General features: G+C 70.9%; 24 protein-coding genes and 2 tRNA genes. 20 read left to right on the top strand and 6 right to left on the bottom strand.

The window, feature by feature from the left end:
• The first annotated feature begins 10 nt into the window (after positions 1-10).
• From BIU95_RS12865 to BIU95_RS12855, 3 genes are all read left to right on the top strand, one after another.
• Positions 11-637 (top strand): response regulator, encoded by a 627-nt coding sequence (locus tag BIU95_RS12865; protein ID WP_017888687.1) that lies wholly within the window; start codon positions 11-13, stop codon positions 635-637.
• The gene (locus BIU95_RS12860) at positions 637-1,263 is read left to right on the top strand and encodes a thymidine kinase (RefSeq protein WP_017888688.1); all 627 of its coding nucleotides are present in this window, start codon (positions 637-639) and stop codon (positions 1,261-1,263) included. Before BIU95_RS12865 ends, BIU95_RS12860 begins: the two co-directional genes overlap by 1 nt.
• Positions 1,264-1,712: 449 nt before the next feature.
• Positions 1,713-2,774 carry an LLM class flavin-dependent oxidoreductase gene (locus BIU95_RS12855; protein WP_071251856.1) on the top strand — a complete coding sequence of 354 codons (1,062 nt, stop codon included), beginning with the start codon at positions 1,713-1,715 and terminating at the stop codon, positions 2,772-2,774.
• A gap of 86 nt (positions 2,775-2,860) precedes the next feature.
• On the opposite strand, the gene BIU95_RS12850 is transcribed toward BIU95_RS12855, so the two are convergent.
• The 5 genes from BIU95_RS12850 to BIU95_RS12830 form a co-directional block, all read right to left on the bottom strand.
• Positions 2,861-3,478: a response regulator gene (locus BIU95_RS12850; RefSeq protein ID WP_071251855.1), complete on the bottom strand. Its 618-nt coding sequence runs from the start codon at positions 3,476-3,478 to the stop codon at positions 2,861-2,863.
• Positions 3,475-4,500 carry a sensor histidine kinase gene (locus BIU95_RS12845; RefSeq protein ID WP_071251854.1) on the bottom strand — a complete coding sequence of 342 codons (1,026 nt, stop codon included), beginning with the start codon at positions 4,498-4,500 and terminating at the stop codon, positions 3,475-3,477. The genes BIU95_RS12850 and BIU95_RS12845 overlap by 4 nt, the downstream gene beginning before the upstream one ends.
• A 273-nt stretch (positions 4,501-4,773) precedes the next feature.
• Positions 4,774-4,847: transfer RNA gene (locus BIU95_RS12840), tRNA-Pro, on the bottom strand.
• A 93-nt stretch (positions 4,848-4,940) separates the two neighbouring features.
• Positions 4,941-5,897 carry a metallophosphoesterase gene (locus BIU95_RS12835; protein WP_071251853.1) on the bottom strand — a complete coding sequence of 319 codons (957 nt, stop codon included), beginning with the start codon at positions 5,895-5,897 and terminating at the stop codon, positions 4,941-4,943.
• Complete coding sequence (locus tag BIU95_RS12830) at positions 5,894-8,455, bottom strand: transglycosylase domain-containing protein (protein WP_052481775.1); 2,562 nt, start codon at positions 8,453-8,455, stop codon at positions 5,894-5,896. The genes BIU95_RS12835 and BIU95_RS12830 overlap by 4 nt, the downstream gene beginning before the upstream one ends.
• A gap of 50 nt (positions 8,456-8,505) precedes the next feature.
• Here BIU95_RS12830 and BIU95_RS18335 point away from each other — a divergent pair, with 50 nt between their 5' ends.
• Both BIU95_RS18335 and BIU95_RS12825 read left to right on the top strand, forming a co-directional pair.
• Positions 8,506-8,664: a DUF4177 domain-containing protein gene (locus BIU95_RS18335; protein ID WP_017888699.1), complete on the top strand. Its 159-nt coding sequence runs from the start codon at positions 8,506-8,508 to the stop codon at positions 8,662-8,664.
• On the top strand, positions 8,661-9,122 hold the full coding sequence (locus BIU95_RS12825) for a RidA family protein (protein ID WP_071251852.1): 462 nt from the start codon (positions 8,661-8,663) through the stop codon (positions 9,120-9,122). The genes BIU95_RS18335 and BIU95_RS12825 overlap by 4 nt, the downstream gene beginning before the upstream one ends.
• A 79-nt stretch (positions 9,123-9,201) precedes the next feature.
• Here the strand turns inward: BIU95_RS12825 and acs are convergent, their stop codons facing one another.
• Positions 9,202-11,154, bottom strand: coding sequence for an acetate--CoA ligase (gene acs / locus BIU95_RS12820; protein ID WP_071251851.1), 1,953 nt, complete (start codon positions 11,152-11,154; stop codon positions 9,202-9,204).
• A 766-nt stretch (positions 11,155-11,920) separates the two neighbouring features.
• Between acs and BIU95_RS12815 the strand changes: the two genes are divergently transcribed.
• From BIU95_RS12815 to BIU95_RS12745, 15 genes are all read left to right on the top strand, one after another.
• Entirely contained in the window at positions 11,921-12,850 is a 930-nt protein-coding gene (locus tag BIU95_RS12815) for a CpaF family protein (protein WP_071251850.1), read from the top strand.
• Positions 12,847-13,680, top strand: a complete 834-nt coding sequence (locus BIU95_RS12810) for a type II secretion system F family protein (protein ID WP_042538868.1) — start codon at positions 12,847-12,849, stop codon at positions 13,678-13,680. Before BIU95_RS12815 ends, BIU95_RS12810 begins: the two co-directional genes overlap by 4 nt.
• Before the next feature lie 84 nt (positions 13,681-13,764).
• The gene (locus BIU95_RS12805) at positions 13,765-14,004 is read left to right on the top strand and encodes a DUF4244 domain-containing protein (protein ID WP_071251849.1); all 240 of its coding nucleotides are present in this window, start codon (positions 13,765-13,767) and stop codon (positions 14,002-14,004) included.
• A gap of 10 nt (positions 14,005-14,014) precedes the next feature.
• Positions 14,015-14,320 carry a TadE family type IV pilus minor pilin gene (locus BIU95_RS12800; RefSeq protein WP_052481773.1) on the top strand — a complete coding sequence of 102 codons (306 nt, stop codon included), beginning with the start codon at positions 14,015-14,017 and terminating at the stop codon, positions 14,318-14,320.
• Between the two features lies 1 nt (position 14,321).
• Positions 14,322-14,801 (top strand): Rv3654c family TadE-like protein, encoded by a 480-nt coding sequence (locus BIU95_RS12795; RefSeq protein ID WP_056070758.1) that lies wholly within the window; start codon positions 14,322-14,324, stop codon positions 14,799-14,801.
• Positions 14,777-17,593 carry a type I DNA topoisomerase gene (topA, locus tag BIU95_RS12790; RefSeq protein ID WP_071251848.1) on the top strand — a complete coding sequence of 939 codons (2,817 nt, stop codon included), beginning with the start codon at positions 14,777-14,779 and terminating at the stop codon, positions 17,591-17,593. The genes BIU95_RS12795 and topA overlap by 25 nt, the downstream gene beginning before the upstream one ends.
• Complete coding sequence (gene tmk / locus BIU95_RS12785; RefSeq protein ID WP_017888708.1) at positions 17,590-18,225, top strand: dTMP kinase; 636 nt, start codon at positions 17,590-17,592, stop codon at positions 18,223-18,225. Before topA ends, tmk begins: the two co-directional genes overlap by 4 nt.
• A 25-nt stretch (positions 18,226-18,250) precedes the next feature.
• Positions 18,251-19,393, top strand: coding sequence for a DNA polymerase III subunit delta' (locus tag BIU95_RS12780; RefSeq protein WP_017888709.1), 1,143 nt, complete (start codon positions 18,251-18,253; stop codon positions 19,391-19,393).
• Positions 19,394-19,417: 24 nt separating this feature from the next.
• Positions 19,418-20,053, top strand: a complete 636-nt coding sequence (locus BIU95_RS12775; protein WP_071251847.1) for a TetR/AcrR family transcriptional regulator — start codon at positions 19,418-19,420, stop codon at positions 20,051-20,053.
• A gap of 44 nt (positions 20,054-20,097) precedes the next feature.
• Positions 20,098-20,170, top strand: a tRNA-Thr gene (locus tag BIU95_RS12770).
• A gap of 181 nt (positions 20,171-20,351) precedes the next feature.
• Complete coding sequence (locus BIU95_RS12765; protein WP_071251846.1) at positions 20,352-21,149, top strand: glycoside hydrolase family 16 protein; 798 nt, start codon at positions 20,352-20,354, stop codon at positions 21,147-21,149.
• 68 nt (positions 21,150-21,217) lie between these two features.
• Positions 21,218-21,778 (top strand): BLUF domain-containing protein, encoded by a 561-nt coding sequence (locus BIU95_RS12760; protein WP_139179790.1) that lies wholly within the window; start codon positions 21,218-21,220, stop codon positions 21,776-21,778.
• Between the two features lie 113 nt (positions 21,779-21,891).
• Positions 21,892-22,887 (top strand): Gfo/Idh/MocA family protein, encoded by a 996-nt coding sequence (locus BIU95_RS12755; protein WP_071251845.1) that lies wholly within the window; start codon positions 21,892-21,894, stop codon positions 22,885-22,887.
• A gap of 73 nt (positions 22,888-22,960) precedes the next feature.
• Positions 22,961-24,472, top strand: coding sequence for a D-alanyl-D-alanine carboxypeptidase/D-alanyl-D-alanine-endopeptidase (gene dacB / locus BIU95_RS12750; protein WP_083389370.1), 1,512 nt, complete (start codon positions 22,961-22,963; stop codon positions 24,470-24,472).
• Positions 24,473-24,495: 23 nt separating this feature from the next.
• Positions 24,496-25,116, top strand: a complete 621-nt coding sequence (locus BIU95_RS12745) for an isochorismatase family protein (RefSeq protein ID WP_071251844.1) — start codon at positions 24,496-24,498, stop codon at positions 25,114-25,116.
• Positions 25,117-25,120: the final 4 nt, after the last annotated feature.

The raw sequence follows: 25,120 nt of genomic DNA, 5'->3' as shown, positions 1-25,120 counted from the left end.
ACGTGTTCGGTTGGCCATCCTCGACGACCACGAGGTGCTGCTGGACAGCCTGTCGAGCTGGATCGCGGTGAACGCGTTCGACTTCGACCTGGCCCTGACCGCGCACACCTGGCTCGAGATGGTCCACAGCGACAGCTTCCCGACCGACCTGGTGTTCCTCGACTTCCAGCTCAAGGAACCCGTCTCCATCGAAGCCCGCGTGCGCACCTGCCGTGCCGCCGGAGCGAAGGTGATCGTGCTCTCGAGCGTCGACAGCCGTGAGTCCCGCGACCGCGCCCTGGCCGCCGGCGCCGCGGCGTTCCTGTCGAAGTCGCTGCCGATGCGCGAGGTCATGGACGTCGCGCGCGAGATCATGGGCGTCGCCCGCGAGACCCCGCAGCCCCGCGAGTGGCGTCCGCTGCCGACGGGGGCCACCGCGCACCAGCGGCCGAAGCTCAGCGCCGGTGAGGAAGAGGCGCTGCGGCTCTACGTGTCCGGCTACTCGACGAACGAGGTCGCCGCGCAGATGAACGTGCAGTACGAGACCGCGAAGACCTACCTGCGTCGCGTGCGCGAGAAGTACAGCAAGGTGGGCCGCCCCGCCTCGAAGAAGTCCGACCTCATCCGTCGGGCCGCCGAGGACGGGTTCCTCGCGTAGTGGCGAAGCTCTACTTCCGCTACGGCGCGATGAACAGCGGCAAGAGCACGGGGCTCCTGCAGGCCGCCTACAACTACGAGGAGCGCGGGCACCGGGTGCTGCTCGCCAAGCCCGCGGTGGACACCAAGGGCGACCGTGAGATCGTCTCCCGCCTCGGCGTCACCCGGACCGTCGACATCGTGTTCTCGCCGGATGCCGACGTCCGCGACGCCGTCACCGCCGCCGGAGCCGTCGACCCCGAGTCGGACCGCCTGGACGGCATGGTGCGTCCGGTCAGCTGCGTGCTCGTCGACGAGGCGCAGTTCCTCACCCCGCGCCAGGTCGACGACCTGCTGCGCATCGCGGTCCTCGACCAGGTCCCCGTGATCACCTACGGCATCCGCACGGACTTCCGCACCGAGGCGTTCCCCGGCAGCGCCCGCCTGCTCGAGGTCGCGCACTCCCTCGAGGAACTCAAGACCATCTGCCGCTGTGGCCGCAAGGCGGTCTTCAACGCCCGCACGGTCGACGGCCGCTTCGTCTTCGACGGCTCCCAGGTCGCGATCGACGGTGTCGACGTCGCCTACGAGTCGCTCTGCGCCAACTGCTACCTGACGGAGTCCGGCGGCCGCCTCGACGGCGCCTGACCGCTCGCGCCGGCTGGCGACGACACGAGGTCGGATTCGTCGAGTGGTCGCGTCCCGTCGATGATGCGCCCTGATCGTGTCCGCTCGCCGGTCACGACACCCCGCTTGGGTTCGCCGCGCGGTCACGCCGCGTCGGCGGTGCGCCCGTCGAGCGACCGTCCGTGACCGGTCCGAAAGGCGCGCGCGGCACGTCGTGACCGCTCGGCGTCCGAGACGGAACCGAAGGCCGGCCGGGAGGCGCGGCGCGGCCCCGCCACGGGCCTCCCGGCCGTCGCATCGCGCGTCCAGGGCACGCCGCGTGCGTCAGCCGAGTGGTCGCGGACTGTCGGTGCCGCAACCTCCAAGCGTCACCTGGTGACCGGTCGGCGGCGGTGCGGCGGCATGTCCTGACCGGTCGACGTCCCGGTGCCGCGTGGAATGCGGGTGCGCCGGAGCGCGTTGGCGACCACATGACCGACGACACCCTGCACCTGTCCGTCCTCGACCTGGCCACACGCGAGTACGGCCAGTCCAACACCGAGGCCCTGCAGGGGTCCGTCGACATGGCCGTGCACGCCGAGCAGCTCGGGTACGAGCGGTTCTGGGTCGCCGAGCACCACGGGATGCCGGGCATCACGTCCTCGGCCCCGGCGGTGCTGCTGAGCGCGGTGGGCGCGGCCACCTCGACGATCCGCATCGGATCCGGTGGCGTCATGCTGCCGAACCACGCACCCCTCGTCGTCGCCGAGCAGTTCGGCACCCTCCGTGCCCTGTACGGCGACCGTGTCGACCTCGGGCTCGGGCGCGCTCCCGGCACCGACGGCGCGACCGCCATGGCGCTGCGCCGAACCGACCGACTCGACGTCGACGACTTCCCGCAGCAGCTCGCCGACCTCATCGGCTTCTTCACCGGGATGGCCGAGGCGAACCCGCTGTCCCGCATCCGCGCCGTGCCCGGGTACGGGGACGTGCCGGAGTTCTGGCTGCTCGGGTCCTCCGGCTACAGCGCCCAGGTCGCGGGCGCGCTCGGAATCTCGTTCGCCTTCGCCCACCACTTCGCGTCGGACAACACCGAGGCGGCGCTCGCCCTGTACCGCGACTCGTTCCGTCCGTCGCGCTTCCGGCAGACGCCGAACGCGCTGATCGGCGTGCAGGTCGTCACCGACGAGGACCCCGCCGTGATCGAGGAGCAGAGCGCGCCGGGCATGATCTCCTTCATCCGGATGCGCTCCGGCCGGAAGCCCGAGCCGGTGTCGATGGACGAGGCGCGTGCGTACGAGTTCAACGACCTGGAGCGGCGCTTCATCGCGGCCCGCACCGAGCGTCAGGCCTACGGCAACGCCGAACAGGTCGCGGAGAAGATCAACGCGCTCGTGGCGTCGACGGGGGCGAACGGCGTGATCGTGTCGCCCGGCGCTGCGCAGGCGCGGTACCGGCACCAGGCGCTCGACGTCGTGGCGGGGCTGCACGCTGCCGGCACGCTCGTGCCCGCGGGTGCGTCAGCTGGCGCCGGGGCGTCGTCCGTCGGCTAGTCCGGGTTCGTTCGTCGAGTGAGCAGAAGATGTCGGGCTCCCCGCTCGGGACTCGACTTCTTCTGCTCACTCGTTCGTGTGGTGCCTCAGGTGAGCAGGCCCAGGCGCGTGGCTGCAGCGACCGCCCCGACGCGGGACCCGACGTCGAGCTTGCGGAAGACGTTGTAGACGTGCCGCTTGACGGTGCCGATCGCGAGTTGCAGGTCGGCGGCGATCTCGGCGTTGGTGCGCGCGGCGGCGAGGAGTCGCAGGACCTCGAGCTCGCGGTCGCTCAACGGTGAGCCGGCACGGGCCTCGGTGACCAGGTCGACGGGGAACGTGACCGGTGCCGCATCGGCGTGGGCTGCCCGGGCGATCCGGTCGACGAGCTCGCGGCTCGGGGTGTCCTTCGTGACGAAGTCGACCGCACCGGCGTCGAGCAGGGTGCGGCGGAGGACGGCGTCACGGTGCATCGTGAGCACCACGACGCGGATGTCCGGGCGGGTGCGGCGGACCGTGGCGATCGTGGTGCGCGCCGGCGGGCCGTCGAGCTCGACGTCGAGGAGCAGGACGTCGATGGCGGCGGCCTCGGGGGAGTCGAGGACGTCGGACGGTCGTTCGCCGTGTGCGACGACGCGGATCGTGGGGACGGCGGCCAGGATCGTGGCGAGTCCTTCGCGGAACAGCCGGTGGTCGTCGACGATGGCGACGTGGGTGACGGTCACAGGGTGCCCCTCGGGATCGTCAGGCGGACGGTGGTGCCGGTGCCCGGGGAGCTCTCGACGGCGAGCCGAGCGCCGATCACCGCGGCGCGCTCGCGCATCGTCTGCTGCCCGAGGCGACCGCCGGCGCCGCCCTGCACGTCGAAGCCCGGGCCGTCGTCGGCGACCGTCACGACCACGGCGGCGGCGGACCACGCGAAGCGCACCGAGGTCGTCGAGCCCGGGGCGTGCTTGCTGCGGTTCGTGAGCGCCTCGAGCAGGATCGTCAGCGCTTCCTCGGCCTGCCAGTTCGGCAGCGCAGCGGGCGTCCCCGTCGACTCGATGGACAGCCGGTCGTCGTCGGGGAACAGGTCGTGCACGTGCCGTCGGAGCGCGTCGTCGAGCAGCGCGTCACCGACCCGGGCGTGCAGGCTCACCGCGAGGTCCTGCACGTCGCCGAGGGCGCTCCGGAGCAGCCGCGCTGCGTCCTCGAGCTGGTCGGCGCGCTCGTCGGACGGCGGGTCCGTCAGCAGGACGAGGTCGAGGCGCTGCAACCCGGCGAGGATGCCGTGGGCGACGCGGTCGTGCAGGTCCCGCGCGATCTGGGTGCGGGAGTCCAGGTGCGCCGTGGTGAGGCGTTGGCGCAGTGCCTCCGTGTACGCGACTGCCCCGGCCGGGAACCGGCTCCAGATGCCGGCGTGCAAGGCCCTCGTGGCCCGCAGGACCTCGGCGGTGGACGTCGCACCGACCTCGTCGACGAAGACCGGCAGGTAGGCGTCGAACAGCATCTCCGCCGCGAGCATGGCACCGGCCGGGTGCTGCGCCTGCTCGGCGTGCAGACTGCCGGTCGCCAGGTGGTCGGGATCCAGGTAGGCGTTGCTCACCACGCTGGCCTCGGCTCCAGCTGCGTAGCGCTCGTGCGCCTCGGCGATCATCGACGTCACGTTCTCGACCAGGTTCTGCGTCAGCACCGGGTCGTCGGCGATGTCGGGGAACTGCGCGGCGATCTGCGCGAGGAGGGCAGCGAGTCGATCGGAGATGTCCATGACGGTCGCGAGCGTATCGGCCGTGGTGCCGCGCGGATGTGTCGCACGCCGCACGATGGGCCACCGGACACATCGCGCGCTGCTCGCCCGGTGCGTTGACGGACTCGTCGCCGAACGAGCCCGTACCCGCCGCTCGAGGTCCGCTGCCGTCGCGCTCGCGGCGACCCGACGGCGGGACCTGGAGTGGTTCTTCGATGTCGAGGGTGTCCGGGGAAAGCAGAAGGCCCTGGTTCCGGAGAACCAGGGCCTTCTTCGTACTGTCTCAACACAGTGTCGGGGTGACAGGATTTGAACCTGCGACCTCCTCGTCCCGAACGAGGCGCGCTACCAAGCTGCGCCACACCCCGCGGTGTGATCACTCCGTACCGGAGCAACCAGACAATACTATCCGATGATCCAGGGTGCTCACGACCATCCGGCGAACTCCCGGGCGCGTCGGTTCAGGAAGCCCGTGCGGTGAGGGTGACAGCGACGGCCTCGGGTCGGCAGGCGAACCGGACGGGCGCGTAGATCGAGGTGCCGAGGCCTGCCGAGACCTCGAGCCACGACCAGTGGTTGCGGTGCTCCCACTTGTGCAGCCCGCTGGCGTACCGGCGGGGGAGGTCACAGTTCGTGACGAGCGCACCGACCCCGGGGACCGCGACCTGGCCGCCGTGGGTGTGCCCGGCGAAGATGATGTCGGCGCCCTGCGTCACGAACGCGTCGAGCACACGGCGGTATGGGGCGTGCGTGACACCGATCGCGACGGGAGCGGGGCCGTCCTCGTCCTCGGACCACGGCACGTCGCTGCGCATCTCGTCGACGTTGGTGGGCAGCAGGTCGAGGCGGTCCCAGTCGCGGTGCGCGTCCGAGGTGCCGAACAGCTCGAACCGGGAGCCGCGGAGCTCGATCGCGTGCGCCTGGTCGTTCAGGTCGAGCCAGCCGAGCGACTCGAAGAACGCCGTCTGCCGGTCGATGTCGAGACCGACGGGCTCCGCCGCCTTGTGCATCCGGCTCGGGCCCGAGAAGTACTTGAGCGGGTTGCGCGGGGACGGCCCGAAGAAGTCGTTCGACCCGTAGGCGAACACCCCGGGCACCCCGCGGAACGGCTCGAGCGCGTACTCCACGGCAGCGTTCGCGGTCGCGTGGCCGAGGTTGTCCCCGGTGTTCACGATGAAGTCCGGTTCGACCAGGCTCAGGTCGCGCAGCCACTGCTGCTTGTCGGCCTGCCACGGGGCCATGTGGATGTCGGACAGGTGCAGGACCGTCACGTCACGGGAACCCCGCGGGAGCACCGGGACGGTCTCCCACCGGATCCCGAAGCGGCGACGTTCGACGAGCGAACCCCACGCTGCCGAAGCAGCCCCGACGGCCGCGCCGGCAGCGAGGACGCCGAGTGCGGCGCGGCTGCGGGTCACTTGCAGTCCTTGGGAGCCTTGCCGTCCTTGTCGCCGTAGAGCTTGATCCGCACCTGGTCGTCCTTGTTCGCCGTGGAGCTGATCGCCGGGTCGACCGCGGCGACCTTGCAGGTCTTGCCGCCGCCGCCCTTGGCGTAGTCATCGGTGATGCTGACGTTGGTGAAGCCGGCGTCGTTCAGGGCCGAGCGGGCATCCCCGAGGGAGTTGCCGCCGATCTCCGGAACGGTCGCCTGGGTGCCGTCCGACGTGTAGACGGTGACGCTCGAGCCCGAGGACAAGAGCGCACCCGCCGCCGGGGAGGTGGAGGTCACGGAACCGGGGTTCCCCGGGCCGGGGCGCGCACCGCCGTCGACGTAGGTGAACCCGGCGCCCGAGATCGCCGCGCGGGCCTCGTCAGCCGTCTTGCCCTGCAGGTTCGGCAGGGCCTTGGCGTTGCCGCGGATCGCGGTCTGCTGTGGGTCCGTGAACGGGCCAGCGGGGTAGATCGCGTTGATCGGGGTCATGGCCTCGCGCCACACCTTGGCGCGGTCTCCGGCGTACGTACCGCCGACACCGTTGCTGTAGTGACGGAGGTTGTTCTTCTTACCGTCGGTGTTGCCCTGCCAGTAGGCGGTGGCGACTCGCGAGCTCGCACCGACGAGCCAGATCTGGTCAGCCTCGTCGGTGGTACCCGTCTTGCCGAACAGCTGGGTTCCGTCGGGCGTCTGCGCGCCCACTGCCGTTCCGCTCCTGATCGTGCCCTTCATCGCGTAGATGGCCGCCTGGGCGAAGGCCGGATCGACGGCCTGCTGGCAGTCCTTGGTCTGACCGCCCAGCTTCTTGCCGGACGGGGAGGTGATCTCGTCGATGGCGATCGGCTTGCAGTAGATGCCGTTGTTCGCGACGGCCGCGTAGGCAGCTGCCATGGTCATCGGAGCGATCTCGTTCGTGCCAAGGATCGCGGAAGGGTTCTGGTACTGGAGCTCTCCGCCGTCCGCCCGGTGGACACCGAGCGACTGCGCGATGTCACGGATGTCGCAGAGGTCGAGCTTCTGGGCCATCGAGGCGAACGCACCGTTGATCGAGCCAGCAGTGGCTCCCATCACGCTCCAGTTGCCGCCCTCGCCCGGAGCGTCGTTCGACACCGGGAAGGGGGTTCCAACGGTTTCCCCACAAATGGTCCAAGGGGAAATGGTCCGTTCCGCGCCGCTCACGGTTTCGTTCAAGCCGTGTCCGGCCTTGACCCAGTCGAGCAGGGTGAACAGCTTGTACGTTGAGCCCGTCTGGAAGCCGCCCGAGCTGCCGTACTTGTAGTCGACGCTGTAGTTGATGCTGGTCGACGTGGGTGCGGACTTCAGCGACTCGTCGAAGTCCTTGTTCTGCGCCATCGTGATGATGCGCCCCGAACCGGCCTCGATCGAGTTGAGCGTCGACCCCAGGGCCAGGTTCGTCTCGGCCTTGTTGTCGTAGGTGTTCAGCAGGCGCTTCTGCTCGGCGTTCAGATCGATGTTCAGCGTCGTCTGGATCTTGTAGCCGCCGTTGCGCCACGCGGTGTCGCGGGCCTTCTGCGAGGAGCCGAGCTGCGACATCTCGAGCACGACCTTCTTGGCGTAGTCGCAGAAGAACTGCGAGCCGTCGCCGACCGAGGACCGGCACCCCTGCGAGGGCTGCGTCAGGTGCACGTAGTCCGCCGGCTTCGACAGGCGGGCCTTGCGGTACTCGGCCTCGGTGAGGTTCTTCTGGGCGTACATCGATCGGAGCACGACGTTGCGTCTGGCGACGTTGGCGTCGTACTTCTTCGGGTTCGACAGGTTGCGCGCCTCGGGGTACTGCACGATCGCGATGAGCGACGCGGCCTCGGCCGGGGTCAGGTCGGTGGCGCTCTTGTTGTAGTAGTGCTGCGCCGCGGCCTGGACGCCGTACGTCTGGTCGCCGAAGTAGGCGATGTTCAGGTAGGCGGTGAGGATCTCCTTCTTGGAGTACTTCTTCGCCAGCCCGATCGCGAGCTTCATCTCCTCGAGCTTGCGGGGAATGGTCTGCTCGACGGCCTCGTTGTAAGCCTTCTCCTGCTCCTTCTTGGTGGGGAGGTTCAGGGCTTCGTTCATCTTGATGTTGCGGACGAGCTGCATGGTCAGCGTCGACCCACCGCCCGAGTCGCCGAGGCCGCCCGCGATGCTGCCCACACCGGCGCGGATGAGCGACGTCATGTCGACGCCGCCGTGGTCGTAGAAGCGCTTGTCCTCGCCGTCGATCGCCGCGTTCTTCAGCTGGTCGCTGATCTGGTCGAACTTCAGCTCTTGGCGGTTCTGGTCGTACAGGGTGGCGAAGTGCACGGACTTGCCGCCCGAGTACGCGTACAGCTCGTTGCGCTGCGGCAGGTCACCGATCTCGATGTACTCCGGCAGGGACTCGAACACGCCGATCGTGGACGTCGTCGTGACACCGGCGACGGCGATGGCCGGCGTGACGCCGATCGTGACGAGCAGGCCGGCGAGGGCACTGAACCCGACGAATCCGATGAAGGCGCCGACTGCTGAGACGGGCTTGGTCCGCGATGCAGACGTCTTCTGGGCAGACATAGGATGCAGCCTAAACGACACCCCCGACTGAAAGGCTGGCAAGGAACCGCATGACTCGCTGGGAGTACTTCACCACGCCGCTGATGATCCACAACACCACCGCGATCCTCAACAACTACGGGGACGAGGGTTGGGAGCTGGTCCAGATCGTCACCGGACCCGAGGGTGGCCTCGTCGCCTACCTGAAGCGCCCCAAGGCCGACGCATGAGCGTCTCGGACCGACTCGCCGAACTCGGCCTGACGATCCCTGCGGTCGCCGCGCCCGTCGCCGCCTACGTGCCCGCCGTCGTGACGGGCCAGTACGTCTACACGGCGGGCCAGCTGCCCTTCGTCGACGGCACACTGCCCGTGACCGGCAAGGTCGGTACCGACGTCGACGCGGAGACCGCTGCCGCCCAGGCTCGCGTGGCCGCGCTGAACGCCCTGGCCGCCGTGCAGTCGGTCGCCGGTTCGCTCGACCGCGTGGCCCGTGTCGTCAAGGTCACCGTCTTCGTCGCGTCGGACCCGTCGTTCACCGGTCAGCCCGGCGTCGCCAACGGCGCGTCGACCCTGGTCGGCGAGGTCTTCGGCGACGCCGGCGTCCACGCGCGGAGCGCGGTGGGCGTCGCGGTGCTCCCGCTGGATGCGCCGGTCGAGGTCGAGCTGGTGGTGGAACTGACGTCCTGACGGACCGTCAGCAGTGAAGCGAACGCAGGTGGGGCCTCCCGTCCGACATGGACTGGAGGCCCCACCTGCGTGACACGGACTACATGAGTTCCGCGATGGTCGCCATGATCGCCGGGTCGGCCAGCGTCGTCGTGTCGCCGATGCGACGGCCCTCGGCCGCGTCGCGGAGCAGCCGCCGCATGATCTTGCCGGAACGTGTCTTCGGCAGCTCCGGCACGATGACGACCTGGCGCGGCTTCGCGATCGCGCCGATCCGCTTGCCGACCCAGTTGCGGAGCTCTGCGGCGACGGTCTCGCGGTCGACGTCGGCGGCGGCCTCGGCGGTCAGGATGACGAAGGCGACGACGGCCTGCCCGGTGGTCTCGTCGGCGGCGCCGACCACGGCGGCCTCGGCGACGCCCTCGTGGCCGACCAGGGCGGACTCGATCTCAGCGGTGGACAGGCGGTGTCCCGAGACGTTCATGACGTCGTCGACGCGACCCTGCACCCAGATGTCGCCCTCGCCGTCGAGCCGCGCACCGTCTCCGGCGAAGTAGCGGCCGGGGAACCGAGACCAGTAGGTCTCGACGAAGCGGTCCGGGTCGTTCCAGATCCCGCGCGCCATCGACGGCCACGGCTCGGTGATGGTGAGGTAGCCACTCTCGCCCGGTTCGGCGCGGTTGCCGTCGTCGTCGACGATCTCGGCGACGATGCCGGGCAGTGGCGTCTGCGCGGCACCGGGCTTGAGCTTCGTGACGCCGGGCAGGGCGGAGATCATGATCGCGCCGGTCTCGGTCTGCCACCACGTGTCGACGATCGGCGTGCGGTCGTGGCCGATGACCTGCCGGTACCACTGCCACGCCTCGGGGTTGATCGGCTCGCCGACGCTGCCGAGCAGGCGGAGGGTCTCGAGGCTGCGGGCCTCCGGGATCTGCCGGCCGGCCTTCATCGCCGCACGGACCGCGGTGGGCGCAGTGTACAGGACGGTGACGCCGTACGCGTCGACCAGGTCCCACCAGCGGCCGGGCTTCGGCTCGTCCGGCGTGCCTTCGTAGAGCACCTGGGTGACGCCGTTGGTGAGCGGGCCGTAGACGACGTAGGAGTGACCGGTGATCCAGCCGATGTCGGCGGTGCACCAGTACACGTCCTTCTCCGGGTGCATGTCGAAGACGTTCTTGTGCGTGTACGCCGCCTGGGTCAGGTAGCCGCCGGAGGTGTGCACGATGCCCTTCGGCTTCCCGGTCGTGCCCGAGGTGTACAGGATGAACAGCGGCGTCTCGGCGGGGAACGCCTGGGCCTCGTGGGTCGGTGCCGCCTTCGCCAGCTCGTCGTGCCACCACACGTCGCGGTCGTTCCACGCGATGTCGTTGCCGCCGCGCTTGACGACCAGGACGTGCTCGACCGTGTCGGTGCCCTCGCCGGTCAGCGCCTCGTCGACTGCGGGCTTGAGTGGTGAGACGGCACCGCGCCGCCACCCGCCGTCCGCGGTGACGACGAGCTTCGCGCCGGCGTCCTCGATGCGGGCACGGAGGCTCTCGGCACTGAACCCACCGAAGACGACCGAGTGCACGGCGCCGATGCGGGCGACGGCGAGCATCGTCACGACGGCCTCGGGGATGAGCGGCAGGTAGACGACCACGCGGTCGCCCTGGCCGACACCGAGGTCGGTGAGCATGTTCGCGGCGCGCTGCACCTCGGCGGTGAGCTCGGCGTAGGTGATCCGGCGCGTGTCGCCCGGGGCACCCTCGAAGTGGATCGCGACACGGTCGCCGTTGCCCGCCCGCACGTGCCGGTCGAGGCAGTTCTCGGCGACGTTGAGCGTGCCGTCGGCGAACCACTTCGCGAACGGGGCGCCTGACCAGTCCAGGGTCTGCGTGAACGGGGTGCGCCAGTCGAGCAGGGACCGGGACTGCTCGGCCCAGAATGCCTCGCGGTCCGCTGCGGCTGCGTGGTGGAGGTCCTCGCCGGCGACCGCGTCGGCCACAAACTCGGGTGGCGGCGCGAACGTCGCTCCGTCGTCGCCTCGGGGGTCGGTCTGGGTCGGAGTGGACATCGATGTCCTTTCGCGTCGTTGCGGCCTCTGGTGGCATCCGTCGCCGGTGCCTGCGTGCATCCGGAGACTACCCCTCGGCCGGGTCGGGGTGCGGCACGCCCGGAGGTCGTGTCCGGGGTTGCCCCGGAGGGGTGATCGTGGGGTACAGTAGTTCTCGCTGGACTCGTTTCCGGCGGCATCGAATCGGATTCCCCCCAATCCCTCGATGTCAAGGCGGCACCTGTTCCCCCCAACCGGTGCCGCCTCTTCTGTTTCCCGGGGTCTGACTCGAGCATCGGCCGCTCGTCGGGCTCTGGCGTGTGCCCCGATCCGCACAGGGACGCCGGTCGCGTGGACAGACCGGTCCATGCTCGTGCATGCATTCTGCATGTTCTTGCGTAGCAGGTGCTACGTCCAGTCCGGACGCCGGGAGCAGGGGTGGTGGGTGATCCCGGTGGCATCCGTGTCCGATCATCGACCGGGGTACGGCTTTCCGTTTCGGGGGACAAACCGGTCCGTTGGTAGGGCAGCTCGGTGTTGTCCACAGAAGTGGGGACTGGCCGATCGGCGCCCTCGAGCGCTCCCTACCGTCGGCGGCATGCCACTCCACCGTGCTCCTCCGCTTTCTCCGCTTGCGCGTGGTTCGTCCACGTCCACGTCGGCGTCGCACGCGCTGACGTCGTCTGCGTCTGCGTCTGCGTCCGCGTCGGCAGCGCTCTCGCCACCGCCCCCTCCTTCCGCCCCGTTCCTGCCCGGCGCCGCACCGCCGGCACGTCGCCGTGCGGCCGTGGTCGTCGAGTTCGAGGAACTCGCGGCCCTGGTGGCAGACGCCGCCGTGACGGACGTCCTGGTGCTCGGCGGCGTGGGGACGTGGGTCGACCGCGGCACCGGACTCGAAGCCGTCCAGCCTCGGCTGACCGAGACGCGTGCCCGCGAACTCGCGACCCGCCTCGTCGCGCTCGGTGGTCGTCACGTCGACGAGACCACGCCGTGCGCGGACGTCCGGCACGGTGACGGTGTCCGGGTCCACGTCGTCCTGGCCCCGGTGTCCGTCGGGGGCACCGCCGTGTCGATCCGACTGCCACAGGTCCACCGACCCTCGCTCGCCGCCCTCGAACGCGGCGGGACCTTCGCGTTCGTTCCGCGGTCGGTCGTCGAGGACGCCGTCGCCGCGCGCCGGAACGTCCTGGTCACCGGTGCGACCGGCAGCGGCAAGACCACCCTGCTCGCGGCGATGCTCGGGAGCGTCCCCGTCGACGAGCGCATCGTGACGGTGGAGGACGTCGCAGAGCTCCGGATCGCCCACCCGCACGTCGTCGCGCTCGAGGCGCGGCAGGCGAACGCCGAGGGGGTCGGCGGGCTCGGTCTCGACCGACTCGTGCGCGAAGCGCTCCGGATGCGACCCGACCGGATCGTCGTGGGGGAGTGCCGTGGCGCCGAGGTCCGCGAACTCCTCTCCGCCCTGAACACCGGGCACGACGGCGGAGCGGGCACGGTGCACGCCAACGGCATCGCCGACGTCGCTGCGCGCCTCGAAGCACTCGGAGCGCTCGCCGGCCTCGGTGCCGAGGCGCTGGCCCGGCAGGCCGTCAGCGCCTTCGACCTGGTCCTGCACGTGGAGCGACGAGCCGGACAGCGGCGGCTCGGCGGCGTGGGCACGTTGCACGTCGGTCCGGACGGGAGGCTCGAGGTGCGCCCGGTGGACGGGCTGCGGTGAGCCGACACACCGCTGACGGCCCCGCTCGGGTGGCGGGGGTGCTCGACCGGGTGGCGACGCTGGTCGCGGCGGGTGTCCCGCCGCCGCGAGCGTGGCAGCTCGTCGGCGGGCTGCCCGGCGCCGGCGGACCGGCCCAGCAGGACGTCGCCGTCGTCCTGCGCGTCGCGGACCGGACGGGAGCACCCGTCGCCGAGACCCTCCGCGGGCTCGCCGGCGCGCTCCGGCGCGCCGCCGCCTCGGACCGCGCGATCCGGGTCGCCCTGGCCGGTCCGCGGACGAGCGCCCGCGTCGTCCTCGCGCTGCCGCTCTTCGGGTTGGGCCTCGGGGCGGCCTGGGGTGCGGGCGCCGTCGAGGTCCTGGTCGGTTCGCCGGCCGGCTGGGTGTGCTCGGGCACCGCCGCAGCCCTCGTCCTCGCCGGACGACGGTGGACGGCGCGGCTGGTCCGTTCCGCGACGCCCGACGGCCACGTCCCCGGGGTGCTCCTCGACGCCTGGGCCGTGGCGGTGGCCGGAGGCGGATCGTGGACCACCGCCGGGCAGGCCGTCGCCGAGGCGTCCGCCGCAGCCGTCCCACCCGCGGGGGACGTCGATCGTCTGCGGGAGGTGCTCGACCTCGCCCGGCGCGCTGGGGTCCCCGCCGCGGGGCTGCTCCGACGCGCTGCCGAGGACGTCCGCGACGAAGCCGCTGCCGACGGGCTCGTGGCGGCGGAACGCCTGGCCGTGCGCCTGGTGCTGCCGCTCGGGGTGTGCGTCCTGCCGGCGTTCGTGCTCGTGGGGGTGGTGCCCGTGGTGGTGGGGGTCCTCTCCTCCACGGTGGGCGGACCGGGGTGACCTCTCCACAGATGCGGTCGGAACGCCGTCGTCGCCACCGCAGCCCGGACAGGCTGGTCCCACCGAACAGAAAGGACGGACTCCATGAGCACCACGTCACCTCCCGACCACCGCATCCGTCGGGCCATCCGCCACCGTCGCCACCGTTCCCTCGTCGCACGGTGGCGCGCCCGACTGCGCGACGACCGGGGATCGGCCACCGCCGAGTACGCGGTCGTCATCCTCGCCGCCGTGGCCTTCGCCGGAGTGCTCGTCGCGGTGATGCGCTCGGGCGAGGTCCAGACCATCCTCACCGACCTCGTCCGTGGCGCGCTCTCGCTGTGAGCGTGGCTCGGTGACGGTCGAGTTCGCGGTCGCGCTGCCCGTGGTGGCCCTCGTGCTGACCGCGCTCGTCGCGGCGGTGCTCGTCGTCGATGCGCAGGGTCGGCTGCAACTCGCCGCCGCCACCGCAGCGCGGGCGATCGGTCGCGACGACGACTCCCAGGGGCGGTCCGCGGCCGAACGGATCGCCCCGGGGGCCTCGATCGTCGTCCGGGCCGACGGCGACATGGTGTGCGTCGACGCCACGCGCGGCGGGACCGGTCCCTTCGCGGCGCTCCCGCTGACCGCGACGGGGTGCGCCGTGGCCCGAGGGGGCTGACGTGGTGCGTCCCGACGGTCAACGGGGCTCGGCGACCGTGCTGCTCGTGGCGGTCCTCGGCGTGGGGGTCCTCGTCGGGTCGACGGCGCTCGCCGCAGCCGGCCACCGCACGCAGGCCCTCCGCGCACAGGGTGCCGCCGACGCCGCGGCCGTCGGGACCGCTGCGGCCGCCACCGGGCTCGTGTCGGGGGAGCCGTGCGCGGTCGCCACCCGGATCGCGACGGCGAACGGGGCCACCCTCGACACCTGCGAACTCCTCGCGACCACGGCCCGGGTCCGCGTGGTCGTGGGCACCGGTCCGTTCGTCACCGGCGCGCTCGCGGTGGCCGGTCCGGCAGGCAACCCGCCCGAACACTATGTGTATGGTGTGCCTGTCGGCCCGCGGTCACCGATGTCCCGGTCGACCCGGACACGCTCGTGGACAGGGCCGATCAGCACCATCGATCAAGGAGACACGTGCCAGGCACGAAGAAGCTCGTGATCGTCGAGAGCCCTGCGAAGGCGAAGACGATCGCGCAATACCTCGGTGACGGATACGAAGTCCAGGCCTCTGTCGGACACATCCGCGACCTCGTCGAGCCGAAGAACCTGCCGCCCGAGCTCAAGAAGGGCTCCCTCGGCAAGTTCTCGGTGGACGTCGACAACGGCTTCGAGCCGTACTACGTCGTGTCCGACGCCAAGAAGAAGACCGTCTCCGAGCTGAAGCGCGCCCTGAAGGACGCCGACGAGCTCTACCTCGCAACAGATGAAGACCGCGAGGGCGAAGCCATCGCATGGCACCTGCTGCAGGTCCTGAAGCCGAAGGTCCCCGTCAAGCGGATGGTCTTCCACGAGATCACGAAGGAGGCGATCCAGCGCGCGCAGGAAGCCACCCGTGAGCTCGACACCGCCCTCGTCGACGCACAGGAGACCCGCCGCATCCTCGACCGTCTCTACGGGTACGAGGTCTCGCCGGTCCTGTGGCGCAAGGTCGCCCCCGGACTGTCGGCCGGCCGTGTGCAGTCCGCCGCCACCCGTCTCGTGGTCGACCGTGAGCGCGAGCGCCTGGCGTTCGTGTCCGCCAACTACTGGGACCTGTCCGCCCGGTTCGAGAAGGCCGGAGAGTCCTCCTTCTCCGCGCGACTCGCCCGGATCCACGGCACCCGCGTCGCCTCCGGCCGTGACTTCGACGACCGCGGCGCGCTCAGCGGCGACGTCGTCCGCCTCGACGAGGCCGCTGCCGCGTCGCTGACGACCGTCCTCGAGCGCGCCGGTGACGCCACCGTCCGCAGCGTCGACTCGAAGCCCTACACGCGACGCCCGGCCGCTCCGTTCACCACGTCGACGCTCCAGCAGGAAGCCGCGCGCAAGCTCCGTCTGTCGCCGCGACAGACCGCCCGTGCCGCGCAGACGCTGTACGAGAACGGGTACATCACCTACATCCGTACCGACTCGGTCTCGCTCTCGAAGCAGGCGATCGACGCGGCCCGCAAGCAGGCGGCCGACCTGTACGGCTCGGCCACCGTCCCCGACAAGCCCCGCCTGTACGCGAGCAAGAGCAAGAACGCGCAAGAGGCGCACGAGGCGATCCGTCCCGCAGGCGACTCCTTCCGCACCCCGCAGGACCTCCAGGGCACCCTGACCGGTGTCGAGTGGCGTCTCTACGACCTCATCTGGAAGCGCACCATCGCGTCGCAGATGGCCGATGCCAAGGGTTCGACCGCGTCGATCGTGCTCGGCATCGCCTCCACCGAGTCGGTGGAGGGCATCGCGTCGACCGCGAACGGCACCGACGCCGAGTTCACCGCCTCCGGCACCGTCATCACCTTCCGCGGCTTCCTCAGCGCGTACGAAGAAGGCCGCGACGAGGACCGCCACGAGTCCAGCGATCGCGCCGGCCAGGACGTCGCCCTGCCGAACGTGGCCAAGGGCGAGCACCTCGCGGTCACCGACGTCGAGGCGAAGGGGCACGACACCACCCCGCCGCCGCGCTTCACCGAGGCGAGCCTGATCAAGACGCTGGAAGAGCTGGGGATCGGACGCCCGTCGACCTACCCCACGATCAGCCCGACGATCATCGACCGCGGCTACGTCTCGCTCCGCGGCACGCAACTCGTGCCGAACTGGATCGCCTTCAGCGTGGTGCGCCTGCTCGAGGAGTACTTCGGCGAGCTCGTGGAGTACGACTTCACCGCCGAGATGGAAGAAGACCTCGACCGCATCGCCCGCGGCGACGCCGACCGGGTGGACTGGCTCAAGGGCTTCTACTTCGGTGGTGGCGACGACGACCAGCGCGGCCTGCGGACGGTCATCGACAACCTCGGTGAGATCGACGCTCGCGAGATCAACTCGGTCGAGCTCGCTCCGGGCCTCACGCTCCGGATCGGTCGGTACGGTCCCTACATCGAGGTGCCGAGCGACGACCCCGAGAAGCCCCGGCGCGTCAACGTCCCCGAGGACCTCGCCCCCGACGAACTGACCGTCGCGAAGGCGAAGGAACTCGTCGACGCTCCGGTGATCGGCGACCGCGTCGTCGGGATCAACCCGGAGACCGGCAAGGAAGTCCTGGCGAAGGACGGCCGCTTCGGTCCGTACGTCACCGAGCGCACCCCGGAGCCCGAGCCCACCGTGGACCCGAAGACCGGCGAGGTCGTCGAGTCGCCTGCACCGGCAGAGGCCCCGGCGGACGAGGCGGCTGCTGCGACCGCGACGAGCGAGACGGCGACGGCGAAGAAGGCCCCCGCGAAGAAGGCCCCCGCGAAGAAGACGACGAAGAAGGCCGCGGCTCCGAAGGAACGCACCGCTTCGCTCTTCAAGTCGATGGACCCGCAGACGGTCGACCTCGAGACCGCGCTGAAGCTCCTCGACCTGCCCCGCGTCGTCGGTCAGGACCCGGAGACCGGCAACGACATCACGGCGCAGAACGGCCGGTACGGTCCGTACCTGAAGAAGGGGACCGACACCCGGACCCTGCCCGGCGAGGACGCGATCTTCGACATCGACCTGCCCGGCGCACTCGAGCTGTTCGCACAGCCGAAGTACGGCGGCCGCACCGCCAGTGCCGCGCTCAAGGAGTTCGACGCCGACCCGGTGTCCGGCAAGGCGATCAAGATGAAGGACGGCCGGTTCGGTCCGTACGTCACCGACGGCGAGACGAACGCGACCATCCCGAAGGGCGAGGACGTCGAGGCCGTCGACCACGCCCGCGCCGTCCAGCTCATCGCGGACAAGCGCGCCAAGGGGCCCGTCAAGAAGAAGACCCCGGCTCGTCGGACGGCGGCCAAGAAGAAGTGACCGGTCGCTTCATCACGCTCGAGGGCGGCGACGGCGCGGGCAAGACGACCCAGGCGGAGCTGCTCTCGGCGTGGCTCGGTGCGCACGGCCGGACGGTGGTGCGCACCCGCGAGCCCGGTGGCACCGACCTCGGCGTCCGGATCCGCCAGATGGTCCTGCACGAGCGGGGCCACATCGCGCCCCGGGCCGAGGCGCTGCTGTACGCGGCTGATCGCGCCCAGCACGTCGAGACCGTCGTCCGTCCGGCGATCGCACGCGGTGACGTCGTGCTGCAGGACCGCTACATCGACTCGTCCGTCGCCTACCAGGGTGTCGCGCGGGGGCTCGGCGCCGAGCAGGTCCGCTCGGTCTCGGAATGGGCCGCCGACGGCCTGGCACCGGACCTCACGATCCTGCTCGACCTCGACGTCACGCTCGGGCGTGCCCGGGTGGCCGCGGCACGGGGGGACACCTTCGACCGCCTCGAATCCGAGGCCGCGGCGTTCCACGAGTCCGTCCGGCAGGCGTTCCTCGCCATGGCGGACGCCGAGCCCGCACGCTTCCTCGTGGTCGACGCCGCAGCTCCGACCGATGCCGTGCAGGACGCAGTCCGTCGCGCGGTCGCCCCGCTCGTCGGGATCGACGCAGCGTGACGGTGGTCACTGACAGGATGGTCCCGTGAGCGTGTGGGACGGCCTGACCGGGCAGGAAGAAGCGGTCGCATCGCTGCGCAATGCAGCCGAGTCGACCGACGGTACCGGCGGCATGACCCACTCGTGGCTCATCACCGGCCCGCCCGGGTCCGGTCGGTCGAACGTGGCGACCGCCTTCGCGGCTGCGCTCGTGGGCAACGGCCCCGACGACGACCACACCCTGCGGCAGATCACCGCGAAGACCCACCCCGACGTCTCGGTGCTCACGACCCAGCGCGTGATCATCACGATCGACGAGATCCGGCAGCTCGTCACCTCGTCGTACTACTCGCCGTCGGTCGGGCGCTACCGCGTCGTCATCATCGAGGACGCCGACCGCATGACCGAGCGGACCTCGAACCTGCTGCTCAAGGCGCTCGAGGAACCACCGGAGCGCACGGTGTGGATACTCTGCGCGCCCAGTGAAGCCGACTTGCTGCCGACGATCCGGTCGCGCGTCCGTTCGGTCCGCCTGCGTGTGCCCGGCATCGAGTCCGTCGCCGACCTGCTCGTGGCCCGGACCGGTGTCGACCGTGCTCTCGCGATGGACGCCGCTCGTCAGGCGCAGAGCCACATCGGCATGGCGCAGCGCCTGGCCACGAGCGAGCCGGCCCGTGATCGTCGACGCCGGACCCTGACCACCGTGCTCGGTGTGCGGAGCGTCGGTGACGCCGTCATGGCTGCCGCCGAGCTCCTCGCCGTCGCCGACGAAGACGCCAAGTCCATCACCGAGCAGCGCGACTCGGAAGAACGCGACGCGGCCCTGCGCTCGCTCGGTGTCGAGCCGGGCGGGACGATCCCGCCGGCACTCCGGTCGCAGCTCCGTGCGCTCGAGGACGACCAGAAACGCCGAGCGACCCGGAGCCTGCGCGACGGGCTCGACCGGATCCTGGTGGACGTCTCGTCCCTGTACCGCGACCTGCTCCTGATGGGGCTCGGTGCTCCGGCGGAACCGGTCAACCTGGCCATGCGTGAGCAGCTCGAGCACGCACTGCCGACGACCCCGCCCGCCGCCGCGCTCCAGGTGCTGGACGCCGTGGCCCTGGCGCGTCAGCGCATCGCTGCGAACGTCGCGGCACTGCTGGCCCTCGAAGCGCTGCTCGTCACGATCGCACGCGCCCGCCGCTGAGGCCGGGCATGCGAGAATCACGGCATGCCCGACGCTGAACCCGGCCTGCGCGAACGGAAGCGCCGCGCCACTCGGCGCGCCATCCAGCAGGCTGCGCTCCGGATCGCCATCGAGGACGGCATCGGCGCGGTGACGGTGGACGAGATCTCCCGCCGTGCCGACGTCTCGCCCCGGACGTTCTTCAACTACTTCCCGAGCAAGGAACAGGCGATCCTCGGCGACGACCCGCAGCTGCCGGACGACCAGGCGTTGCAGACGTTCGTCGCCGGGGGGCCGAACGGTGAACTGCTCGCTGACATCGGCACCCTGCTCGTGCACTCCACGCGCGAACTGATCGAGGAACGTGGACTCATCGAGGAGCGGCAGCAGGTCCTCCGCGCCAACCCGGAGCTGTTCAGCCGGCGGATGGCGTCGATGAAGGAGTTCCAGGCGGAACTGCAGGCTGCCGTCGCACGTCGGCTCGAGCGCGCCGACCCCGAGCTCGCCGCGGACGCCGATGCGCTCCGTCGCCGCGCCGGTCTCGCGGCCATCGTCGCCCTCGCCGCCCTGCGCCACGCGTGGTGGGAGTGGTCGGGTTCCGAGGCCGGAACCCACCTGGTCGACGAACTCGAACGGTCCTTCTCCGAGCTCGGCGTGCTGGTTTCGCGTTCACTCGTCTGAACCTGTATAGTCATTGCTCGTGCCACTCCGGACATGGAGTGTGCGCCGCCTTAGCTCAGTCGGTAGAGCGATTCACTCGTAATGAATAGGTCGTCGGTTCGATTCCGACAGGCGGCTCCGTGAACACCCCGGTCAGGCCTGCTCGAAGTGGCTCTGACCGGGGTTTTCGTACTCCGGACGAAATCCGTGTCCCTCACCCGAGGGACAGACCCCTGGCGTTCGCGCGGACTAACCTTGTCCGCGATACGGGGGACACCATGACCGAGCGCCAGCTCATCGCACCGACGGCAGTGACGCCGTGTTGAAGCGTGTGCTGGTCGTCGTCCTGGTCGCCGCCACCGCCGGAGCGCTTGCGATGACCGCAGCGGCCGTGCCCGAGTCGCGGGCGACATCTGCGTCGACCGCGTCGCCGGGTGCCCCATCGTCCGCGACGCCGACGGGGTCCTCGACCGGGCCGGCGTACCTGGCCGACCGTGAGCCGACCTTCTCGGAAGACTTCGACACCCCCGCTGCGGCCGGTGGTCCCTTCGCCGAGACGTACCGGAACTCGTGGCAGCCCTACCCCGACGGCGCCGGCGGCAAGTACTACTCGGACGAGCTCATCAGCGCGCACGACGGCTACCTGGACGTCGCGTTGGACGGTGAGCGGGGCGCCGCCGGCACCTTCGGCACCCCCACCGGCGCCTGGTCGCACGTCGGCGGCACCTTCAGCATCCGTGCGCGGGCGACCGGGGGCGACGGCAACGGGATCGCGGTGATGCTCTGGCCGACGTCCAACGCCTGGGCGGACGGCGAGCTGAACTACCCGGAGGGCCAGTTCGACGGCTCCCCGCGGGTCTTCCACCACTCGATGCTCCAGGGACTCGAACGCCGCACCGAGCACTACAACACCCGGGTGTCCTGGAACGACTGGCACACCTACACGACGGAGTGGGTGCCGGGGAAGATCATCCGGTACTACCTCGACGGCAAGCTCGTGTTCACGGTGCCGCGGAACGTGCCCACCACCCCGCACCGCTACATGTTCCAGATCGGCAACTGGGGCGCCCCGGGGCACGTCCAGATCGACTGGGTCCGCACTTACGACGCGGAGTGACCAAACCCCCCGGACGGGGGCTCCGAATCAGTCCGGTCGTACGACCCGACACCCGTGTGCTCGCGTCGATGACCCGAACCTCGACGCGGGTGCGCGGGTGGGGCCGTTCCCCGTTCTGGGGCTGCCCGTCGTCGTCGGGGCGGTCCACGATGAGTGGGAACCCGTTCCGTCGTCACCGAGAGGTCGTCATGCTGCTGTCCCTGGTCTACATGAGCGCGGCGAACCAGGTGTTCGACCAGGAGCTGCTCGACGCGTTGCTCGAGCACGCGCGGGAGCACAACACCGCGTCCGACCTGTCCGGCCTGCTCGTCTACAAGGACGGCCGGTTCATGCAGCTGCTCGAGGGTCCCGAAGCGGCCGTGCTCGAGACCTACCGGCGGATCACCGACGACCCGCGGCACACCGAGATCGGCCTGCTGGTCGAGGAGCGCATCCACACCCGGCGCTTCGGCGAGTGGAAGATGGCGTTCCACCGCGAGGTCGATGGCGACCTGCCCGACGGCTTCGACACGTTCCTCGCCCAGGGCGACGCGAGTGCGGACACCAGCCGCGCGCGCGAGCTCCTGCGCTGGTTCCGGAACCACCCGCTGGCCGCTCCCGACGCCGCGCTCGGCAAACACCGCCGCTGACGCACGGCACCGGCCGCACCGCGCAGCAGCCCAGCACCGCACAGCACCGGCAGCCCCGCGCAGCAGCCCAGCACCGCGAGGCGCCACCGCCGCGGCGCTGGTAGACAGGACCCATGACGGTTCGCTGGGGAGTCATCGGTACAGGCGGCATCGCGCGCTCCTTCGTGGGTGACTGCGCCGCGGCAGGCGTCGTGTTCACGGCTGTGGGCAGTCGCACCGGCGCGCACGCCGAGGCCTTCGCCGCCGAGTTCGGCGTCGAGCGGGCGCACGGGTCGTACGAGGACCTCGTCGCGGACGACCAGGTCGACGCGGTCTACGTCGCGACCCCGCACGTCCGGCACGCCGAGGACGCCCTGCTCGCGATCCGCGCGGGCAAGCACGTCCTGGTCGAGAAGGCCTTCACGATGACCGCGGCCGAGGCCTGGACGGTCGTCGACGCCGCGAGGCAGGCGGGTGTCGCGGTGATGGAGGCGATGTGGACGCGGTTCCTGCCCCAGATGGCGATGATCCGCGAGGTCGTCGCCGAGGGCCGCATCGGCCGCCCGATGGTCGTCGAGGCGACCCACCACCAGGCCCTGCCGACGGACCCCGACCACCGGCTGCGCGACCCGGCACTCGGTGGGGGAGCGATGCTCGACCTCGGGATCTACCCGGTGTCCTTCGCGGTGGACGTGCTCGGGGTGCCGACAGCGCTGGTCGCGGCGGGCACGCTGAGCGAGCAGGGCGTCGACGAGCAGATGGGCCTGGTGATGACGCACGAGGGCGGCGCACAGTCGATGATCCACTTCGGCATGGACCTGCGCAGCCCGAACACGGCGTCGGTCATCGGTGAGTCCGGCCGCATCGACATCGACTCCACCTGGTACACGCCGACCACTTGGCGGATCCGCGATCGTGACGGCGTCGTGGTCGAGGAGTTCGACGGTCGCGAGGAGCTCGCCGGCTACGCGCACGAGGCGCGCGCCTTCGAGTCGATGATCACGTCCGGCCGCCAGGACGGCGGCCCGATGGACCCGGACGAGACGGTCGCGATCATGGCCGTGCTGGACGAGGCACGTCGCCAGGTCGGGGTCCGCTACCCGGCCGACGGTCCCGCCACGGCGCCCTGATCCGGCTCCCGTCCGCCACGGATCCCGCATCCGGCCTGGAGGCTCCTGCCGCAGTTCCGTAGGATCGGTCGCGATGTCCGAGCAGCAGCCCACCCCGCCTTCCGTCCCGGAGCGGTTCCGCGCCGCCGTCGCCGCGGTGCGTGCCTCCGCGGCGCGACGCCCGGTGCCCTGGATCGCGGGTGGGCTCGCGGCGCTCCTCGTGGTCGGTTCCGGTGGGGCCGTCGCCGTCGCGGCGGCCACGACCTCGGACTCCCGGTCGGCCGCCGCGCCGAGCCCGACCCGGGGCGGGTCCTCGGCGCCGGACTCGACGACCACCACGAAGCGCCCGACGACGAAGCCGTCGCCGACCCCGACCGCGGCCGCCCGTGCGGTGCCGAAGGACCTGGCCGGCCCGTCCGCACTCCGGACCTGTTCGATCGCCACCGCCGCGTCGGCGAGCGGCCTCGGCGACTTCGAGGGGTACGTGATGGACGCGAAGACGGGCAAGGTCCTGTTCTCGAAGAACGGGGAGCGGGCTGCCCAGACCGGCAGCGTCATGAAGACCCTCACCTCGGCGACCGCGCTCTCGGTGCTCGGGGGCGACCACCGCATCCCGACGACGGTCGCTCGGGAGTCCGCGAACACCGTTGCCCTGGTCGGCCACGGGGACGCCACCCTGTCCGCCGGTGGCGGCACCGTCTACCCGGGCGCCCCGACCCTCGCGCAGCTCGCGCAGCAGGTGAAGGCCAAGGTCGGCGACACCCCGATCACCACCATCGTCACCGACGACTCCTACTGGAGCGACGCCGACGCCTGGGACCCCACGTGGCCGGTGTCCGAGCGCACCATCGGGTACCAGCCGGAGGTCACCGCGCTGATGGTCGACGGTGACCGGGCGAACCCCGCCGCGGCGACCTCGCCCCGGTCGGAGGACCCCGTCGGTCGTGCCGGCGCCGCGTTCCGGACAGCACTGGCCAACGCGGGCGTCGCGGGCGCAGGTTCCGCGCAGATCGTCAAGCGTGCGACCACGGGTACCGAGACGATCGCGACGGTGAACTCGCAGCCGGTGTCGACGCTCATCGGGCAGATGATCCCGAACTCGGACAACACCCTGGCCGAGATGCTCGCCCGGATCTCGTCGAAGGAGTCGGGGTCGAACGGCTCGGCGGCCTCACTGACATCGGTGTACCAGTCGGCGCTCCGCTCGTACGGCCTCGACCCGGCCGGCATCACGATCAAGGACGGCTCGGGCGAGAGCGCCTCGAACGCCGTGCCGCCGGAGTTCGTCGCGCACCTCATGGTGCAGGTCGCCTCGGGCGCGAAGGGCCTCGGGACGCTCGCGAACGCCCTGCCGGTGTCCGGGCAGTCCGGCACCCTCGCCAGCCGGTTCACCGGGGCGAACGCCGTCGCGCGCGGCAAGGTGCACGCGAAGACCGGCTGGATCGACAGCGCGAACACCCTCGGCGGCTACATCGATGCTGCTGACGGCTCCCGGTTGACCTTCGCCTTCTACGCCATCGGTTCACCACGCGCGGCCGCCCTGCCGGCACTGGACGCGGTGACGGCCGCCACCTACTCGTGCGGGAGCAAGCTCACCGGCTCCTGAGCCGACGGGTGTTGGATGGATCCATGGCAAGAGCACTGCTCGTCGTGGACGTCCAGAACGACTTCACCGAGGGCGGTGCGCTCGCGGTCACCGGGGGAGCGGCGCTCGCGGAGCGCATCACCGCGTTCCTCGGTCGGCACGGGGACGAGTACGACCTGATCGTGGCGTCCCGCGACTGGCACCACGGCGACGACGACAACGGCGGGCACTTCGCCGGACCCGAGGGACCCGACTTCATGGACACCTGGCCGGTGCACTGCGTCGCGGGCTCGCCGGGCGCCGACTACCATCCCGATCTCGACGCCGCTCTGGTCGACGTCGAGGTCTTCAAGGGCCAGGGCACGCCGGACTACTCGGCGTTCCAGGCCCGGACCGAGGCGGGTGTCCCGCTCGCCGCAGTACTCGCCGAACGCCGCGTGCACACGGTCGACGTCGTCGGGATGGCGACCGACCACTGTGTCCGGGCATCGGCACTCGACGCCCGTGCCGCGGGCCTCGACGTCGCCGTGTACCAGGACCTGGTGGCCGGCGTCGACGCTGAGCGCAGTGCCCGGGCGCTGGACGAGATCCGGGCGGCCGGCGGACACGTCGACCGCAGCGACATGGACGAGGGCCTCGCGAACCCAGGAGGAGCACGACTGTGACCGA

This window comes from Curtobacterium sp. MCBA15_007 (genome assembly GCF_001864905.1).
GTDB classification, from domain to species: Bacteria; Actinomycetota; Actinomycetes; order Actinomycetales; family Microbacteriaceae; genus Curtobacterium; species Curtobacterium poinsettiae.
This window is presented reverse-complemented; position numbering and strand designations above follow the sequence as displayed.